An 18,439-nucleotide genomic window follows, 5' to 3' on the forward strand; every position below is an offset into this window, starting at 1 on the left:
CCGGAACTTCAATTGCGCGCAATGGCAGTGTCATGCCATTGCCGCTTAATCGGCACATCTCCACAGTCTGCCTGTATGTGCCATGCCCCTGACTCGCCGGGAATTTCTGCTGGATAGTGCCGGAACGACCTTGTTTGCCTCAACGGGCAGGGGGCGGAAACCGGCCGCTTCGCAACTGTTTCGTCATGGTGTTGCCAGTGGCGATCCGTTGACTGACAAAGTCATTCTCTGGACCCGTCTGACAGTGAGCGACTCCCGCTTTTGGCAATCTTATCGCTGGGTGGTCGCCACCGATCCGTCGCTGGAGCAAATTGTCTGCAGTGGTCGTGGTGAAACCAGTCGTCAACGGGACTTTACCGTCAAGGTTGATGTTGACGGCCTGCAATCCAACCGCAGTTATTATTACGCCTTTGAATCTGAAGGCCAGTGGTCGGACGTCGGCCGTACCAAAACCTTGCCTGTGGGCCGGGTCGAGCACCTGCGCATCGCCTATACCTCCTGTTCCAACTATGCCCGTGGTTATTTCAACGTTTACAAGGAACTGGCGCAGCGCAGCGATCTGGACGTTGTGCTGCATCTGGGCGACTACATCTACGAATACGCGGATCTCGAAGCTTGCGTGGCGACTGGCCGAATCAATGTACCGTTACATGAAACCGTATCGCTGGATGACTATCGTGCCCGTCATGCGTGTTACAAGACGGATCGTGACTTGCAGGAAGTGCATCGCCAGCATCCTTTCATGGTGATCTGGGACGATCACGAGGTGGCCAATAACGCCTGGACTGGCGGTGCCGACAACCACAATGACGGCGAGGGAGACTGGCAGACCCGTCTCAGTGGAGCCGTACAGGCTTATCTGGAGTGGATGCCGATTCGTGAACCATCCTCTGTTGATCAAGGCATTTATCGCAGCTTCCGTTTTGGTGACCTGCTTGATCTCAGCATGCTGGATACCCGGTTGGCCGGGCGTGATGCCCAGGCGGACAACACGGATGAGCGTAATCGTGCCGACCGCACCTTATTGGGTTATCAACAGGAAAGCTGGTATCACAGCAATCTGGTGGTGGCCCAGCAAGAGGGTATTATCTGGAAACTGGCGGGCCAGCAGGTCATGGTTGGCCAGCTCGGCACCAATGAAATGCCATTTAACTACGACCAGTGGGATGGCTATCCCGCTGCCCGTCAGCGTTTGTTTGAGACGGTTGAGCAAGCCGGGGTGGATAACTGGGTGGTTCTGACCGGTGATATCCACTCTTCCTGGGCGCTGGAGCTGTATCAGGATCCGTTTGCTGAACAGCCGGGTAAGGCCCTGGGAGTGGAATTTGTTACCCCGGCGGTAACCTCGCCAGGCATTGAAAGCCGTTTGCAGGCAGATATGGCAGCCAGCTCGCTGGAGTCCCTGTTACCGCACCTGAACTTTGTAGACTTCTATTACCGTGGTTATGTGCTGCTGGATATCACTCGCGAACGCTTGCAAGCTGAATGGTGGGTGGTGGATAACATCGAATCACATCGTTATGCTACTGACTGTTTGCGGGCTCTGCAGGTGAAAGCCGGGGAATCCCGTTTATTACCAGCCGAGCATATCAGCAGCAGCCGCCAGGCAGCGGCTGCAGCACCAGGCTTTGCCCCGGATCTGGCCTTTCTGCGTCACTGGCGGCCAGAACCGATAGCGAATCCGGGCCAATACGTGGCTTCTCGTAATCAGCCCTGACGTGCCTGGGCTTATCAGAGCAGAAAATCGCGACAGTCATTGGCGCTCTGCGCAGCACATTCTTCCATCGGCAGATGGCCACAGTGGGGATAAATCTTCAGCTGGCTGTCGGTAATCAGGCGGGCAAAGTCATGACCATGCTGTGGTGGCATCCAGGGATCATTGTCTCCCCACAGAATCAGGGTCGGTTGGGTGACGTTACCGAGCAGGTTGGTGGCAAAGCCCATTTGATCGCGGATATAACGCATCACCCGGGCGGCACCAACGCGGTTACCGCTGCGCATCAACATGTCGTAATACAGGCTGACCCGTTCATCGGTCACCAGGTCCTGATGGAAAAAAACGTCCGAGAGCAGTTCGCTGATGGTCTCCCGGGCAATGCGGCTGCGGGAATACAGCCAGCCGCCGCCAGGCATCGACAGATTGACCATAAACGTGGGCGGCACAAAAAAGAAACCGGCGCTGTCGATCAATACCAGCTTATCGACCCGATGAGGGAAACGCACGGCTAATTCCCACGCCATCCAGCCGCCCAGCGAGTTTCCGGCGACGTGACAGTGATCAATTCCGAGACTAGTGATAAACCCGTCAAGGAAATCACTGTACAGGTGTTTTACCATGCCGCGCGGATGCGGGCCGGTCAAACCGAAGTTGGGAAGATCAAGGCTGATCACCCGGAAATCCTCGGCCAGAGAGGCTGTCCAGGGAATCCAGGTATGTAGTGACGCGAACAGGCCATGTAACAGCAGCAGCACGGGTTTGTTTTCATCACCGCTGTCGCGGTAGTGAACTTCCATGCCGTCGAGGTTGATAAACTGGCTGTCAGGTAAACTCCAGCGTTCACGTACCAGCCCGGCAGGCACTGCATCGACTTCCTCTTGCCAGTTGTTCATCAGGCTGACTGGATTAAAGACCCACGGATTCCACATGGTGTTTACCTCGGGATAGATGGATGATCGGGTTATTGGCCTGGCTACTCGAACGGTTGTCAGCAGGCTGCATCAAAAACAATTATTAACGTCCACAACAACGGACGCTACCTTACAAGGAGTCTCTCTATGGATCAGATTTTATCACTGGTGTTCTCAGTCGAATTCGTCGCACTGGTATTTGTGATTGTACTGGTGCGTAGCAGCATCAAGTTTGTACCGCAGAATCAGGCCTGGCTGATCGAACGTTTTGGAAAATATCATTCAACCAAGGAAGCTGGTTTGAACTTCATCGTGCCTTTTATCGATCGGGTTGCAGCGGACCGTAGCCTGAAAGAACAGGCGGTTGATGTACCAAGCCAGTCTGCGATTACCCGCGACAACATCACCCTGAGTGTTGATGGCGTACTGTATTTCCGCGTCCTGGATCCGTACAAGGCGAGCTACGGTGTCGACAACTATGTGTTTGCAGTGACCCAGCTGGCGCAAACCACCATGCGCTCCGAACTGGGCAAAATGGAACTCGACCGCACCTTTGAAGAGCGCAGCCAGCTTAATACCAACATCGTTACTTCGATCAATGAAGCATCAGAGCCGTGGGGCATTCAGGTGCTGCGTTACGAGATCAAGGACATTGTTCCACCACAATCCGTGATGGTGGCAATGGAAGCCCAGATGAAAGCCGAACGGGTCAAACGGGCGCAGATTCTGGAGTCTGAAGGTGATCGCCAGTCCGCGATTAACGTCGCCGAAGGTCAAAAGCAGGCGCGGGTTCTGGCTGCTGAAGCAGACAAGGCCGAGCAGGTTCTCAAGGCAGAAGGTGAGGCGCAGGCAATCGTCGCCGTGGCCCAGGCGCAGGCGGATGCGCTGCGACTGGTGGGTGAAGCGGCCAATACCGAAGATGGCCAAAGTGCAGTACAACTCGATCTGGCCACCAGAGCCATTGCCGCCAAACAAGCCATCGCCAAGGAATCGTCTGTGGTCTTGCTGCCTGAAAATGGTACCGATGCCAGCAGCATGGTGGCGTCAGCGACCTCGATTATCCAGACGCTTAACCGTCATAAATAAACGCGGCTGTTAACCCCGGCCTTGGCATTGGTCGAGCCCGCTGGTGTATGCTGGCGGGCTTCCATAACAAGAGTAAAACAAATGGAATTGCTGCAAACTCATATGCCCCAGGGGCTGATAGTGCTGGGGATTCTGGCATTGATCGTTGAAGTGGCGCTGCTGGGATTCAGCTCAATCGTGCTGTTCTTTGCCGGTATTTCTCTGTGTATTAGTGGTGGTCTGATGTTGCTGGGACTACTGCCGGAAACCCTTGCAGCGGCCCTATGGAGCAACGCACTGCTGACTGGCCTGCTGGCGCTGGTGTTATGGAAGCCGTTTCGTAAGCTGCAGAAGTCCCAGGTTCCACAAAAACTCGATTCTGATTTTGCCCGTGACAGCTTTGTGATCAGTGTCGATGTCGATCTCAATGGTCAGGCGACTCACAAATACTCAGGTATTGTCTGGAAACTCAAAAGTGAACAACCCATCAAGGCGGGCACCCGGGTAAGGGTTGAACGCACGGATGTCGGCGTGATGTGGGTGACGCCGGTTGAGTGAAGCAGTGCGTCCGGGCTATTGGCTCAGCGGGCAAAATTTTACCTCTCAACCGCTGGCTGAACTCTGGCAGCACTGGCATCTGAAAGTTGAAAGCCACGACTTCACCCATGCATTAGCGCAAGGCTGGGTAGAAGTGCTGGAGTACCAACAACGTCTTAAGCTAACGATCGATAGTCAGATTCTGCCGGGTCAGTATTATCGCTTCTGGATGCCCGATCATGCGGAAGCCGACACAGACACCGGCTGGAAGCTGTTGTGGCAGCATCCTGAATTAATGGCTGTGCACAAGCCCGCCGATTTGCCGGTCAGTCGTACTACCCGGAACCTGTTTGATACCCTCATCAGCCGGGTGCGACGGGAAACCCCATACAGCGACGCCCATCTGTTACATCGGCTGGATGCCGAAACCTCCGGCATTATGCTGTTGGCCAACGAAAGCCATTACGACCGCAAATGGAAAAAACGTCTCGAGCGACTGTTAGCTCGCAAAATCTATCTGGCCCTGGTTGATGGCCAACCGCATTGGCAGCAGCTGGACTATCGCTGCTGGCTGGCTGAACGCAGCGGCAGTGCCATTCGTTCGAAGGTTTATGTCGTAGGCGAAGGCGAACAACCGCCGCAAGACGACGATCTGATCAAGCCCAAATCGGCCCAGACGATATTTACGGTATTGGCCAAACAGGGTGCTCAAGCGTTGATCGCCTGCGAGTTGAAAACCGGTCGACGCCATCAGATTCGTGCCCAGCTGGCTCATCTTGGTCTGCCTATTGTTGGCGATAAAACCTATCACCATAACGGTCTCTATTATCTCAAGCGCATTGGCGCTGAACTGGGTCCTGCAGACTGGGCGGTTTTACACAGCCGTCATCAGCTGTTACATGCCTGGCAAATTGAACTCGATCTTTATGGCGAAGCGATCAGGTTGGCTGATCCGTATTTGTCCGAGCAATGGCCAGAATGGGTCAAAAATCATATTGGTGATATTCATTTATAAATCATCTGGCAATGAGCGGATCACTATTTTTCATTTTGTATTTTTTGAATAAATATTGATCAAATGTTCTGATTTTGGTGCATTCAAAGAGTGCAAAAATCGCCAAAAACAAGCCCTAAAATAGTGCGCAAAAATTAATCAAAAGTTATTTTTATTCTTCAAAATGCAACGATATAGTGCGCGTGTCTTACAGGGGAGGAAAGATATGTTCATTACCGAAAAAGAAGTATTTGTTGCAGAAGAACAGGGTCTGGCTTTGCTGGGTTCCTGTGCCTACCGAATTGAAAACAACCAGGTTGTTGTGTCCGTCGAACAGATCAACAATGACCGTCATGACAATAATCTCAGTGGCACCTTGATGCTGCAATTACGTGCCAGCCGGGCAGGTGAAGCGGATCAGGTGCTGGCGCAAACCACCTTGGGAGAACTGGCCGGCCAGTATTTCCTGCCTGCCTGTGACTACATTCTGGACTTCGTAGAACCAGCTGCAGGCCTGTGGACCTTGTCGCTGCAACTGCGTGAGTGGGATGGTGAAGACTACAGCCTGCGAGACTCTATGGTGTTTGATCTGCCGTATCTGGTTGAAGGCAAACTGGAGCTGGTTGACGCAGTTTCCAACGTGATTGAAGCCGATTTCTCTCCACGCGACACTGATTCTGCGCCAGTTGAATCGACGATTGAGACTGCTGAAGTGGCTGTCGAGGCCAAGGCAGTTGTTGAAGCGGTTAAAGCACCTAAAGCGGCAGAGAAAAAGACCGCTGGTAAGAAAGTCGTCGCTAAAAAAGCCGACGCTAAAAAGTCAGCTGCAAAAGCCGTTGAGCCAAAACCGGTTAAGGTGGTGAACGTGAATACTGCCACGGTTGCCGAGCTGGCTGCCATCAAGGGCATTTCCCACAGCCTGGCAGAAGCCATCACGGCGGATCGTCCGTACAAAAACCTGAAAGAGCTGCTGAAGGTTCGTGGTATGGGGGCCAGAACCCTGGCCAAGCTGGAAAGCGAGCTGAGCCTGTAGGCTATCGTTTGTCTAACGAGGGTTAGTAGCAGTGCGGTGCTAACCCTCGTTTTTATTTATGCTCCTGAATATCTGAAGACTCAAAACTGCTCGGTCAGAAAATCCAGCTCTGGCCCCGCTGGTACAATACGGGTCGGATTGATCATATCGTGGCTGTAATAGTAATGCCGTTTGATATGGTCGATATTGACGGTTTCAGCAATCCCCGGGTGTTGGTACAAACGCTTCAGATAAGCCGAGATCGCCGGGTAATCGGCTATACGGCGAATATTGCATTTGAAGTGGCCCACATAGACGGCATCAAAGCGCACCAGCGTCGTGAACAAACGCCAGTCTGCTTCAGTGATTATCCCCTGACCATGGTCATTGGCGACCAGAAAATCCTGCTGTTGCAAAATGCTTTCAACCCGGTCGAGGGCTTTGAATAATTGGGTAACGGCTGTCAGGTATTGGTCTGGGCGGGTAGCAAAGCCGGATTTATACACGCCATTGTTAATATCGTGATAGACCCACTGATTCACTTCATCAATACGGCTGCGCAAGGCGGCTGGGTAATAGTCATCGTCATTACCGGTCAGATAGTCAAAGGCCGAATTGAACATCCGAATGATTTCAGACGACTCATTGCTGACAATACACTGCTGCTGTTTGTCCCACAGTACCGGTACGGTGACCCGGCCGCTGTAGTCCGCCTTGTTGCGGGTATAAACCTGGTGCATGTAGTCAAAGTCGAACAGTGCATCACCGCTGCTTCGGAAACGACTGTCGGGATGGTGACGGTCAAACTCCCAGCCGTTCGATAACATGTCAGGGGATACCACTGACACATCAATGTGATTTTCCAATTGCTTCAGGGTGCGGAAAATCAGCGTCCGGTGTGCCCATGGGCAAGCCAGTGAAACATACAGGTGATAACGACCGGATTCGGCCTTGAAGCCATCCCTGCCGGATGGCCCGGCGCTGCCATCGGCAGTGATCCAGTTACGTAATTGGGCGTCTTCTCGTTCGAACGCGCCATTGGATTTTTCAGTGTCGTACCATTGGTCATGCCATTGGCCGTTAACCAGCAGTCCCATGGACAGCCCTCAGTCAGTTCGTATAACGACCAGTGTAGAGGACTAAAGAAACGAAAAAAGCGGAAATTTCAGCCAGATCCATTCGATTTTACTGAAACTTGGCTGAAGCCGATTGTTGACCGATCAATCCCGAATCAAGCAGAAGCCTTGAGATGTCGATAACAGCGGGCCCTTTGTATGCAATTAAGCGGAGGATGTCATACAAGTGTCCCTGTCTACCTGTTAGCCTTCACGGCTATTCAGAATTCCGAGGTCTGCTTGTGTTAACCAGCAAACGTTTATCCGTACGCGTGCTGTCGCTGGCGCTGCTGGTGACAGCCATTGGCCTGAGTGGCTGCAGTACGACCCGCTTTAACGAGCGTGAGACACTTTCCCGTGCCGATATGCAATTCGACAGCGTGCCGTTACAGGCCGAGCTGGAGAGCCATATCTATTCATCTCGTGAAGGTTCTGCCGGAGCCTTTGCCAGTGGTGGCGGAGGTGGCTGCGGGTGTTACTGAAATCATGGCTGAAAATCGGCTATCTGCTGGTGATGATCGTTTTTGCCAGTCAGGTGAAGGCGGCGACTCCGAGCAACGCCGAACTGGACGATCTGTTTGCCGTGCGTGGGATCAGTTACCAGCAGGACGACCAACGTGGCGGCAAGGGCGGTAATCCCCATTTACGTGAAGCTGCGACTATCTACGAAGGTATTCTGCTGTATCGCCACCGGGTGAATGACAACAACGCGGTGCAAGGCAAGCTGGTGGGCGACAAGGTGACCGCGGCTTCCTACGACGACGCCAAGGACAAGGCTGAAATTGTCTCCGGTGCTACCGGCAATAACCCCGGTCGTTATGAACTGCAGGCTGGCTGGATTCAGCAGCATGACAACTGGGGCTGGAATGCGTCCATCGCTGAAAGCCGTGAATACGCCTATATCTCTGACAGCCTGTCACTGGGCTGGAATGGTTCCTTTGCTGAACAGGCGACCCAGCTCAGTCTGCAGCTGACCATGTTCGACGACTGGGTGCGAATGATTCGTTACGACGGTACGCACGGTGATGATGACGTGCGTCGCACCGTGACGCTGAACATGGGCTGGGTACAAAGCCTGACGCCCGAATCTGCGGTGCAGTTTGGCTGGTCTCACACCCATCAGGAAGGTTTCCTCGCCACTACTTTTAATACCGTGCTGGTCGAGTCCAGTGTCGGTGATGCTGACGTTGAGTGGTTCGACTTCGAACGGTTGCCAGACCGTCGGCGTCGTGATGCCTTGTCGGTACGTTATAAACAAGCCGTGGCTGATGATTCCTGGCAGCTGGGTTACAGCTATTATCTCGACAGCTGGGATTTACAGGGCCATACCCTCGAAGCCCGCTATTTTGCCCATTTCAATCAGGGCCGGATGCAGCTGGAGCCTGTTTATCGTTATTACCGCCAGCAGGCGGCGCGGTATTTTTCAACCACAGTGGCAGCTCCGCGTACTTATCAGACCATGGACTCCGACCTCGGCAAGTTTGATGGCCACTCAACCGGTTTGACGGCTTCCTTCGCCGCCGCGACACCAGGGTTGTCCCATGACAGCTGGTACGATATCGGCGTGCAGTATTACAACCGCAGTGACGATATCAATTTTTACTGGTTCACCGTTGGCTGGCGTTATCCGCGTCAGTAAGCTGGTTGCGGCTATCTGAATATCTGGTGCTGTCAAGGAGAAACGGATGTTGCAGGATTATGTATTGATACGGCGCTGGTCGGCTATTTGGCTGGCCGTTGTGATCTTGTTGCAGGCGCATAGTGCCGCTGCAGACAGCCAGCAATTTCACTTTGCAGGCCAGTCACTCAGCGAGCAGCCAATGGTGTTTCAGGCTGATGCCAGCAAACCGACGCTGGTGCTGTTCTGGGCCTCCTGGTGTGCCATTTGTATGTCAGAAGTACCTGACATCAAACAGGCGTTTGAGCAGCGTTCAGACCAACTCAACTTTGTTGGCGTCAATCTTGATCGTACCGTGGCTAACGGCTTGCAGGTGCAGCAGCAACGAGGTTTACCGTATGACTCCGTGCAGGATGGTGAGCTGACAATTGCCGATGCTTATGGCGTGCGTGGCACCCCAACCCTGTTTGTGGTGAGTAAAACCGGTGAGCTGCTGTACCGTACCAATCGGCTGCACAAGGCGCTGGATTGGCTGGATCAACAATCTTTGTGAAGCGCTGTGGCAACTTCCAGACTTGTAAACCCCGCCAGCTGGCCTTGCTGATCTCGCTGGCGTTCTCTTTGCCAGCGTCTCTGGCTGTGGCGGCAGCCTCTCCAGCAATTGACCAGACGACGGCTCAAGCCGCTGTTCCTGCAGCTAGTCGACCAGCGACCCAATTCCTCCGTCAGACCGGCCAACGGCCGTCCGTCAGTCGGGAAGTTTCACTGATGACCACCAAAGTCAGCTTTGAAATCCTGTTGGCGGCGGAACAGCAAACGGCGGCTGGCAAGTTGCAGGCTGAACAGGCGATCGACGCGGCTATTGCCGAGTTTGAGCGTATTACCTCGGTGATGTCGGAATGGCAGCCAGGCACTGAAGTTTCCCGTCTGAATGCGCAGGCGGGTGGCGCAGCCATGGAGATCAGTCTCGAACTCTATCGGCTGTTGGTTGCGGCGCAGCAGGTGTCTGAACTCAGCCACGGCGCCTTTGATATCAGCTTTCGCAGCGCCGGAAAATTGTGGGATTTTCGTCGCGCAGAAGTGCCATCCGAGGCGCAGATAGCACAGGCGATTCAGCATATCGACTATCATCGGCTGGTACTGACTGCTCCTGTAAATAATGCTGAAGCGGGTGTTAGTCAGCCGCCAATGGCGAGAATCACCGATGCCCATACCAGTATCGGGTTGGGCGCTATTGCCAAGGGCTATGCCATTGACCGGGCCGTGCAGATTTTCCGCTCAGCAGGCTACCAGGCATTTGCCATTAATGCCGGTGGCGACCTCTACGTTGCCGGTCAACATGGTGAACGCTTGTGGAACGTCGGTATCCAGCATCCGCGCCAGCCGCAACAGCTGCTGGCCAATTTGCCGGGCAGCAATCTGGCAGTCGCCACTTCCGGGGATTACGAACGCTTTTTTATCCACAACGGCAAACGCTACAGTCATATCATCAACCCCAAAACCGGCTATCCGGCCGACAGTACCCAGAGCGTGACCATTATTTCCAGCCGGGCTTTCTGGGCTGATGCGCTGGCCACGGCTGTCAGTGTGTTGGGGCCGATCGATGGCATGGCGCTGGTGGAATCACTGGATGGCGTTGAAGCGCTGGTGGTGGATGCCGAAGGCGAAACCGGTTTGTCGTCCGGCTTTCAACAACGGGCTGGCATAGAGGTCAGATAGTGGCCCGTCAGGAGTAGCAACAGGCGGCTGGAAAGCGAATAAAAAAACAGGGGCCGAAGCCCCTGAAAGGTGGACCGGAGACCCCGGTCCTTGCTTATACCAGTGCAAAATGGTGTTCAGCGGTACTTATGCTTTGCTTGGCAGGCCGTTGATTTTCTATCTGCGTTGCCACTGCGGTGTTGAAAACAGGCTCAAATCGGTCATTTATCACGCATAAACTCCCTCTTTTCGCCTGTTTTTGCCTTGCATTGACGGCCTCGAAAACGAAAATCAATAGCCTGTTAGAAGAAGCCCAGTGGATCAGTGCTATAGCTGACCAGCAGGTTCTTGGTCTGCTGGTAGTGATCCAGCATCATCTTGTGGGTTTCACGGCCAACACCAGACTTCTTGTAACCACCGAAGGCAGCGTGAGCCGGGTACGCGTGGTAGCAGTTGGTCCATACACGGCCAGCTTCAATACCACGGCCCATGCGGTAGGCACGGTTCATGTCACGAGACCATACACCGGCACCCAGACCAAACTCGGTGTCGTTGGCAATCGCCAGCGCTTCTGCTTCGTCTTTGAATGTAGTCACTGCGACCACTGGGCCGAAGATCTCTTCCTGGAACACACGCATGCTGTTGCTGCCTTTCAGCAGGGTCGGCTGGATGTAGTAGCCAGTGCCGAGGTCGCCAGCCAGTGATTCCTTGTCACCACCGGTGAGGACTTCAGCGCCTTCGTCACGACCAATCTGCAGATAGCTCATGATCTTGTCGAACTGCTGCTGGGAAGCCTGTGCACCGACCATGGTGTCGGTGTCGAGCGGGTTGCCACGCTTGATCTGGGCGATACGCTCGATTACCAGACCAATGAATTTTTCGTACATGCTTTCCTGAATCAGCAGACGGGAAGGACAGGTACAAACTTCGCCCTGGTTGAAGAATGCCAGTACGGTACCTTCAACGGCTTTGCTGAGGAAACTGTCTTCGTGGTTCATCACGTCTTCGAAGTAGATGTTTGGCGACTTGCCACCCAGCTCTACCGTGGAAGGAATGATGTTTTCGGCCGCACACTTCATAATGTGTGAACCAACCGGGGTAGAACCGGTGAAGGCGATTTTGGCGATACGGGTAGATGTCGCCAGCGCTTCACCTGCTTCACGACCAACGCCGTTAACGATGTTCAGTACGCCTGGTGGCAGCAGGTCTTGGATACACTCCATCAGAACCAGAATGGAAACCGGAGTCTGCTCGGCAGGCTTCATCACGATACAGTTACCGGCAGCCAGGGCAGGAGCCAGTTTCCAGGCTGCCATCAGCAATGGGAAGTTCCATGGAATGATCTGGCCAACAACGCCCAGTGGCTCGTGGAAGTGGTAGGCAACGGTGTTTTCGTCGATTTCACCGATAGAACCTTCCTGCGCACGGATACAGCCTGCGAAGTAACGGAAGTGGTCGGCAGACAGAGGTACGTCAGCCGCCAGGGTTTCACGAACGGCTTTACCGTTGTCCCAGGTTTCGGCGACTGCCAGCTTTTCCAGGTTTTCGTCGATGCGGTCAGCAATCTTCAGCAGGATGTTGGAGCGAGCCTGCACCGAAGTTTTGCCCCAGGCGGCTTTGGCGGCGTGGGCTGCATCGAGTGCCTTGTTGATATCGTCGGCATCAGAACGGGGAACCTGACAGAACACCTGACCGTTAACCGGGCTGATGTTGTCCATGTAACGACCGTTTACGGGTTCTACCCATTGGCCGCCAATGAAGTTGCCGTAACGTTCCTTGAAGCTGACGACTGAGCCTGGTTGGCCTGGATTTGCGTAGATCATGTTGGTTCTCCGGATAATTATTGTTATCGCAAACAGAGTCAATTGAGCGGGACAGGTCCGCATCAATAGCGAGTCCGTCCAGTTTGCTGGAAGCTTTGCGACCCGGTCATTTGGCATCCGTGTTTAAATTCGCGGAACCTTGGTCGTAGTACCAAAGGAGTAGAAAAGAGCCTATATCTGACCTGCGTCAAACGGGTCTGGCCATCATGGCCAGATGTGGCAATCCGGGTCATATCGGAAAGTGCCGCAAAGATGCGCTCCCAGAGGCTGAAAAATGCTTTTGAAAGGCCCTGATAACGGGATTATTTGCTACCGATTGGCATTTACCGGACAATAGGCGGTTTTCGAACACTGGCCGGATTTTCCGCTGATATGAGCTCATCTGCAGGGACCTTTAGTGGCGGGATCACCCGCGTCGCCATCAACGGTTTTGGCCGCATCGGCCGCTCGGTATTGCGGGCGTTGTACGAGAACGGCTATCGCGACAAATTGCAGGTAGTCGCGATTAATGAACTGGCCGACATCGACTCCATCAGTTACATGCTGCGTTACGACAGCACCCATGGCCGTTTCCACGGTGATGTGTTTGTGCAGTCGCCCGGTTTGCTGTCGGTTAACGGCGATCTGATTCACTGCTATCACGAACAGGATCTGGCGGCGCTTGACTGGTCGGCCGATCGGGTTGATCTGGTGCTGGAGTGCAGTGGCCAGATCACCAACCGTGAAGACGCTGAGCGTCACCTGCAGGCTGGCGCCCGCCGGGTATTGATTTCCAACCCGGCCGACAGCGCGGTCGACAACACCATTATTTACGGTATCAACGAAACCAGCCTGACCGCCGAACAGCACATCGTTTCCAACGGTTCCTGTTCAACCAACTGCCTGGTGCCGGTGCTGACTCTGCTGCATGAAACCTGGGGCATTGAACGTGGCGTGACGACCACCATTCACTCCTCGATGAATGACCAGCCGGTAATTGATGCCTATTCCTCGGATTTGCGCCGCACCCGTTCTGCCTTCCAGAGCATTATTCCGGTCGATACCGGCCTGCCCAAAGGCATTGCCCGCTTGATGCCGGAGCTGGACGGCAAGCTCGAAAGCCTGCATGTGCGGGTGCCAACCATCAATGTATCGGTGCTGGATGTAAGCCTGCAGCTGGCCCGTGAAACGACGGTTGCTGAAGTGAATCATCTGCTTGATGAAGCCGCCCGTGGCCGCTTCAAGGGGCTGGTGGGCGTCAGTTATGAGCCCCACGCCTCAACCGATTTTAACCATGATCCCCGTTCGGCGATTGTTGACGCTACCCAGACCCGTGTCAGTGCCGGCTCAATGCTGAAACTGCTGGTCTGGTTCGATAACGAATGGGGATTTGCCAACCGCATGCTGGACACGGCCCGCTCCATGAGTGCGATTGCCGAGGCTGCCAAACATGCCAGTCAAAACGACGCTGGTAACAATCAGTAACAGTTGGCGTTTACACTGATTCCCGATTAACAATAAGCGACAGCGGCCAGCCCCAAACTGGCCTGATTACGAAGGAGACAACCATGTCTGTGATCAAAATGACCGATCTCGATCTCAAAGGAAAGCGCGTTCTGATCCGTGAAGATCTCAACGTCCCGGTCAAGGATGGCAAGGTAACCTCGGACGCCCGTATCCGTGCTTCCCTGCCAACGATTCAACATGCGCTGGAAGCAGGCGCCAAAGTCATCGTGATGTCTCACCTGGGCCGTCCGGAAGAAGGCGTTTACGACGAAGAGTCCTCCATGAAGCCTGTAGCGGCTCACCTGGCAGGCCTGCTGGGCCGCGATGTGCCAGTGATCAAGGATTTCGAAAACGGTGTTGACGTCGCCGAAGGCGAGCTGGTGCTGCTGGAAAACGTACGTTTCAACAAGGGCGAAAAGAAAGACGGCGAAGAGTTGTCAAAAGCCTACGCCGCGCTGTGTGATGTGTTCGTGATGGACGCTTTTGGTACTGCTCACCGCGCCCAGGCTTCTACCCATGGTGTTGCCAAATTTGCCCCGGTCGCCTGTGCAGGCCCATTGCTGGCGGCAGAACTGGAAGCGCTCGGCAAGGCACTGGCGACGCCAGCCCGTCCGCTGGTGGCGATTGTGGGTGGCTCCAAGGTGTCGACCAAGCTGGAAGTTCTGGAAAGCCTGTCCGACATCTGTGACCAGATCATTGTAGGTGGCGGTATCGCCAACACCTTCCTGGCTGCTGCTGGCAAGCCGGTTGGCAAGTCGCTGTACGAAGCTGATCTGATTCCTGCTGCCAAGGCACTGATGGAAAAAGTGTCCATTCCGGTACCAACCGATGTGGTGTGTGGCAAGGAATTCTCCGAGACTGCTGCAGCGACCCTGAAGGCTGCTTCCGATGTGGCTGAAGATGACATGATTTTCGACATCGGCCCGGATTCCGCCGCGGCACTGGCTGCTCAGCTGAAAGAAGCCAAAACCATTATTTGGAATGGCCCGGTCGGCGTGTTTGAATTCGACCAGTTCGGTGAAGGCACCAAGGCGCTGTCGCTGGCGATTGCCGAGTCTGACGCTTTCTCCATTGCTGGCGGTGGCGACACCCTGGCTGCGGTCGATAAGTACGACATCGCCGACAAGGTTTCCTACATCTCTACCGGCGGTGGTGCTTTCCTGGAGTTCGTGGAAGGCAAAACCCTGCCAGCGGTTGCGGTTCTGGAAGAACGCGCCAAATAAACAACTTTAATTGCGTCCGGCGTTGCTCGTCGGACGTCGACGCAATCCAATTTTGAAATCAAGCGAGGGATTCAAATGGCATTAATCAGCATGCGTCAGATGCTGGATCACGCGGCCGAATTTGGCTACGGCGTGCCAGCGTTTAACGTTAACAACCTGGAACAGATGCGCGCCATCATGATGGCCGCAGACAAGACCGATTCTCCCGTGATCGTGCAGGCTTCTGCCGGTGCCCGCAAATACGCTGGCGCACCATTCCTGCGTCACCTGATCCTGGCGGCGATTGAAGAATTCCCGCACATTCCTGTGTGTATGCACCAGGACCACGGTACCTCACCGGACGTGTGTCAGCGTTCTATCCAGCTGGGCTTCAGCTCAGTGATGATGGACGGCTCACTGGGTGAAGACGGCAAGACCCCAACCAGCTACGAATACAACGTTGACGTCACCCGTCGCACCGTACAAATGGCTCACGCCTGTGGTGTGTCTGTAGAAGGCGAGCTGGGTTGCCTGGGTTCACTGGAAACCGGTGAAGCCGGTGAAGAAGACGGTATCGGTGCAGCCGGCAAGCTGTCTCACGACCAGATGCTGACTGACCCGGAAGAAGCTGCTGACTTCGTCAAGCAGACCGGCGTGGATGCCCTGGCGATTGCCTGTGGTACTTCCCACGGTGCCTACAAGTTCACCCGTCCACCCACTGGTGACATCCTGGCGATTGATCGCATCAAGGAAATCCACAAGCGTATCCCGAACACCCACCTGGTGATGCACGGTTCTTCTTCTGTACCGCAGGAGTGGCTGGCGGTGATCAACGAATTTGGCGGTGCGATTCCGGAAACCTACGGTGTGCCGGTTGAACAGATCGTTGAAGGCATCAAGCACGGTGTACGCAAGGTCAACATCGATACTGACCTGCGTCTGGCATCTACTGGTGCAACCCGTCGCTTCCTGGCGGAACACCCAAGCGAATTCGACCCTCGCAAGTTCCTCGCCAAGACAGTCGACGCCATGGTTGATATCTGTGTCGCCCGTTACGAAGCCTTTGGTACTGCCGGTAACGCCAGCAAGATCAAGGTGGTGTCACTGGATGACATGTACGTTCGTTACCTGTCTGGTGAGCTGAATCCAAAGATCGGCTGATCCTGCCTGGTGATATAAAAGAACCCGCTACGGCGGGTTTTTTTATGTCTGTCAGATCGGGCTGGAGAACTATTTTTCGGCGACCTACACCGTCCGCTGCAGGTTTCTTGGTTGGTTTGGTGGCCGCTGGCGAAGCCTGAACTATGCTGATGGGGTATCGGTTTTTACGCGTCGTATTCGGGCTATGGTTGTTTTGTTGTTATTGCTGATCTGCGTTTTTCCATGGCTGGCCGAAGCGGCTGCAGGGCCAATAGACCAAACCGGGCGATCAAATCAGCTACAGGCAGCCAGTGGTCAACAACGGGTTGAAATAACCTCCGTTCTGATTGATCCCGAGGCTCCCAAAACCACACAGCAGCGGCTACCGGCAGTGGTACAAACGGGTAACTGGCTGGCATTCAGTGAGGCGCCGGATCTGGTAAACCGGATCGGTGGGTCATTCTGGTTTCACAGCCGGATTGAGTGGGACCAACCGCTACCCACGGCGCGTTTGTTGACCATCGACTGGTGGTACTTCGAGCATCTGGCAGTCTACATCTGTCGGGATGGCTGTGACGGAGAGGCGCCTACCCGGCTGCCCGCGACGGGACGTTTTGGCACGACCATCCCCTACGTGTTTGAGCTGGCGCCTGCGGGCAGCCGTTCCGTAGATATCTACATGCAGCTGACGTCTGGCGCCAAGTTGGTAATGCCGCTGACAGTCTGGACTGAGCACGAATTTCTGGAGCACAACAGCCAGCGCCTGCTGGTACTCGGCGCCATGCTTGGCATCATGGTGGTGATGATGCTCTACAACGCCATCTTGGCGGGTTACCTGCGCGATCCGGTTTACGCCATTTATGTGCTGTATATCCTGTCGGTGATTATCTATTCATTGTCGATGTCCGGCCTTGGACATGCGTGGATCTGGGGCAATGCCAGCTGGAGCATGGGACGCTTGATCGGACCGGCTTCCAGTGTGGCGTTTGCGCTGCCTTTGCTGTTTTTCTACCGGTTGCTGAATGTTGCCAGTTGGCCGGGCCTCACGCCGGTGATCTGTCGTGCCATGTTGGTGATCTGGGTGCTGCTATTTGTGGCCCTGCTGTTGCTGGATCCGGGTATGGCGACGGAAGTGGAAGACGTGATGGCGCTGGTCAGTTTTCCGCTGTTGTTGGGAATCGCGCTGCGGGCGTGGATCTCAGGTAATCGCATTGGCATGTACCTGTTTATCGGCTGGTTACTGGTCAATTCCGCCGGAGCCCTGGTGATGCTGTCGTTATCCGGGGTTATTGACTGGAATAACTGGTATCTGGCATTGCAGATTCTGGGGTTTACCGTCGAGCTGCTGGTGTTTTCGGTGGCGCTGGCAGAACGCATTCACCGCGAGCGGCAAGAGCGGGATCATGCCCAGCAGATGTCATTGCAGTATTTGCAGGAAGCTGCGTTGGCGCGGGATCTGGCTTATCAGGTGGAGCGTGATGCCAAGCTCCGGCTGGAAGATGAAGTCAGTGCGCGTACCAGTGAATTGCAGGAGGCGATGCTGACGCTGGAGGAGTTGAACGAGCAGCTGGATTATCGCAGCAAGCATGACAGCCTCACCGGACTGGCCAATCGGCGCTATTTCGATACCTGCCTGAGCGAATGCTGGTCCGAGCTGCGGGCTGGCGAATCCCTCTGTGTGATCATGGGGGATATCGATCACTTCAAATTACTCAACGATAACTACGGCCACCCCGCTGGAGATTATTGCCTGGTCGAGGTCGCCCAGCTATGGCAGCGCTGGCTGGCGCAGCACGCCCGGCTGGTCGCGCGTTATGGCGGCGAGGAATTTATTGCCATTGTGGTGGGGCGCGATGAAGACTTCTGCAATGGCCTGGCTGAGCAGCTGCGATCAGCGATTGAATCTGCCCGTTATCGTTACGACGGTCAGACCATTCATATTACCTGTAGCCTGGGATTAGCCAGCTCGGCACAGCATCCACAGGGTGTGGTGGATATTCTCAAGGCCGCCGACGATGCCTTGTACGCCGCAAAGACGGGTGGCCGCAATCAGGTGCGGCGGGCGGCATGACGTCAGATCAGCTATTTCAGGCCCGGTATTTCAGGCCAGATGTTTGGCAAT

At 54.7% G+C, this 18,439-nt stretch carries 16 protein-coding genes; 13 read left to right on the plus strand and 3 right to left on the minus strand.

What is annotated here, in order from left to right; genetic code table 11:
* Window positions 1–82 precede the first annotated feature (82 nt).
* On the plus strand, window positions 83–1,717 hold the full coding sequence (locus K6123_RS10530; RefSeq protein ID WP_221797444.1) for an alkaline phosphatase D family protein: 1,635 nt from the start codon (window positions 83–85) through the stop codon (window positions 1,715–1,717).
* Between the two features lie 14 nt (window positions 1,718–1,731).
* On the opposite strand, the gene K6123_RS10535 is transcribed toward K6123_RS10530, so the two are convergent.
* Window positions 1,732–2,646 carry an alpha/beta fold hydrolase gene (locus K6123_RS10535; protein ID WP_221797446.1) on the minus strand — a complete coding sequence of 305 codons (915 nt, stop codon included), beginning with the start codon at window positions 2,644–2,646 and terminating at the stop codon, window positions 1,732–1,734.
* 129 nt (window positions 2,647–2,775) lie between these two features.
* On the opposite strand from K6123_RS10535, the gene K6123_RS10540 reads away from it, so the two are divergent.
* The 4 genes from K6123_RS10540 (at window position 2,776) to K6123_RS10555 (ending at window position 6,257) form a co-directional block, all read left to right on the plus strand.
* A complete protein-coding gene (locus K6123_RS10540; RefSeq protein ID WP_221797447.1) occupies window positions 2,776–3,714 on the plus strand; it encodes an SPFH domain-containing protein in 939 nt (312 codons plus the stop codon).
* 81 nt (window positions 3,715–3,795) lie between these two features.
* Window positions 3,796–4,251 carry an NfeD family protein gene (locus K6123_RS10545; protein WP_221797449.1) on the plus strand — a complete coding sequence of 152 codons (456 nt, stop codon included), beginning with the start codon at window positions 3,796–3,798 and terminating at the stop codon, window positions 4,249–4,251.
* Window positions 4,244–5,245: an RluA family pseudouridine synthase gene (locus K6123_RS10550; RefSeq protein WP_221797451.1), complete on the plus strand. Its 1,002-nt coding sequence runs from the start codon at window positions 4,244–4,246 to the stop codon at window positions 5,243–5,245. Before K6123_RS10545 ends, K6123_RS10550 begins: the two co-directional genes overlap by 8 nt.
* A 205-nt stretch (window positions 5,246–5,450) precedes the next feature.
* Entirely contained in the window at window positions 5,451–6,257 is an 807-nt protein-coding gene (locus tag K6123_RS10555) for a ComEA family DNA-binding protein (RefSeq protein ID WP_221797453.1), read from the plus strand.
* Window positions 6,258–6,337: 80 nt separating this feature from the next.
* Here K6123_RS10555 and K6123_RS10560 read toward each other — a convergent pair whose 3' ends face one another.
* Entirely contained in the window at window positions 6,338–7,333 is a 996-nt protein-coding gene (locus K6123_RS10560) for a glutathione S-transferase family protein (RefSeq protein WP_221797455.1), read from the minus strand.
* A gap of 260 nt (window positions 7,334–7,593) precedes the next feature.
* Between K6123_RS10560 and K6123_RS23455 the strand changes: the two genes are divergently transcribed.
* From K6123_RS23455 to K6123_RS10580, 4 genes are read left to right on the plus strand one after another with little or no spacing between them, the layout of a single operon-like run.
* Window positions 7,594–7,833: a DUF4266 domain-containing protein gene (locus K6123_RS23455; RefSeq protein WP_221797457.1), complete on the plus strand. Its 240-nt coding sequence runs from the start codon at window positions 7,594–7,596 to the stop codon at window positions 7,831–7,833.
* Window positions 7,824–8,990: a DUF3570 domain-containing protein gene (locus K6123_RS10570; protein ID WP_221797459.1), complete on the plus strand. Its 1,167-nt coding sequence runs from the start codon at window positions 7,824–7,826 to the stop codon at window positions 8,988–8,990. Before K6123_RS23455 ends, K6123_RS10570 begins: the two co-directional genes overlap by 10 nt.
* Before the next feature lie 46 nt (window positions 8,991–9,036).
* Window positions 9,037–9,522 (plus strand): TlpA family protein disulfide reductase, encoded by a 486-nt coding sequence (locus tag K6123_RS10575; protein WP_221797461.1) that lies wholly within the window; start codon window positions 9,037–9,039, stop codon window positions 9,520–9,522.
* The gene (locus K6123_RS10580; RefSeq protein WP_221797463.1) at window positions 9,519–10,688 is read left to right on the plus strand and encodes an FAD:protein FMN transferase; all 1,170 of its coding nucleotides are present in this window, start codon (window positions 9,519–9,521) and stop codon (window positions 10,686–10,688) included. The genes K6123_RS10575 and K6123_RS10580 overlap by 4 nt, the downstream gene beginning before the upstream one ends.
* Window positions 10,689–10,969: 281 nt before the next feature.
* Here the strand turns inward: K6123_RS10580 and exaC are convergent, their stop codons facing one another.
* The gene (exaC, locus tag K6123_RS10585) at window positions 10,970–12,490 is read right to left on the minus strand and encodes an acetaldehyde dehydrogenase ExaC (RefSeq protein WP_221797465.1); all 1,521 of its coding nucleotides are present in this window, start codon (window positions 12,488–12,490) and stop codon (window positions 10,970–10,972) included.
* A 372-nt stretch (window positions 12,491–12,862) separates the two neighbouring features.
* Between exaC and K6123_RS10590 the strand changes: the two genes are divergently transcribed.
* The 4 genes from K6123_RS10590 (at window position 12,863) to K6123_RS10605 (ending at window position 18,388) form a co-directional block, all read left to right on the plus strand.
* Window positions 12,863–13,954, plus strand: coding sequence for a type I glyceraldehyde-3-phosphate dehydrogenase (locus K6123_RS10590; protein WP_221797467.1), 1,092 nt, complete (start codon window positions 12,863–12,865; stop codon window positions 13,952–13,954).
* 83 nt (window positions 13,955–14,037) lie between these two features.
* On the plus strand, window positions 14,038–15,198 hold the full coding sequence (locus K6123_RS10595) for a phosphoglycerate kinase (protein WP_221797469.1): 1,161 nt from the start codon (window positions 14,038–14,040) through the stop codon (window positions 15,196–15,198).
* 75 nt (window positions 15,199–15,273) lie between these two features.
* Window positions 15,274–16,338 (plus strand): class II fructose-bisphosphate aldolase, encoded by a 1,065-nt coding sequence (gene fba, locus K6123_RS10600; RefSeq protein ID WP_221797471.1) that lies wholly within the window; start codon window positions 15,274–15,276, stop codon window positions 16,336–16,338.
* Between the two features lie 196 nt (window positions 16,339–16,534).
* Entirely contained in the window at window positions 16,535–18,388 is a 1,854-nt protein-coding gene (locus K6123_RS10605; RefSeq protein WP_221797473.1) for a diguanylate cyclase, read from the plus strand.
* Window positions 18,389–18,439 lie beyond the last annotated feature (51 nt).

It is taken from the genome of Oceanobacter mangrovi (assembly GCF_019740315.1).
Classification (GTDB): Bacteria; Pseudomonadota; Gammaproteobacteria; order Pseudomonadales; family Oceanobacteraceae; genus Oceanobacter; species Oceanobacter mangrovi.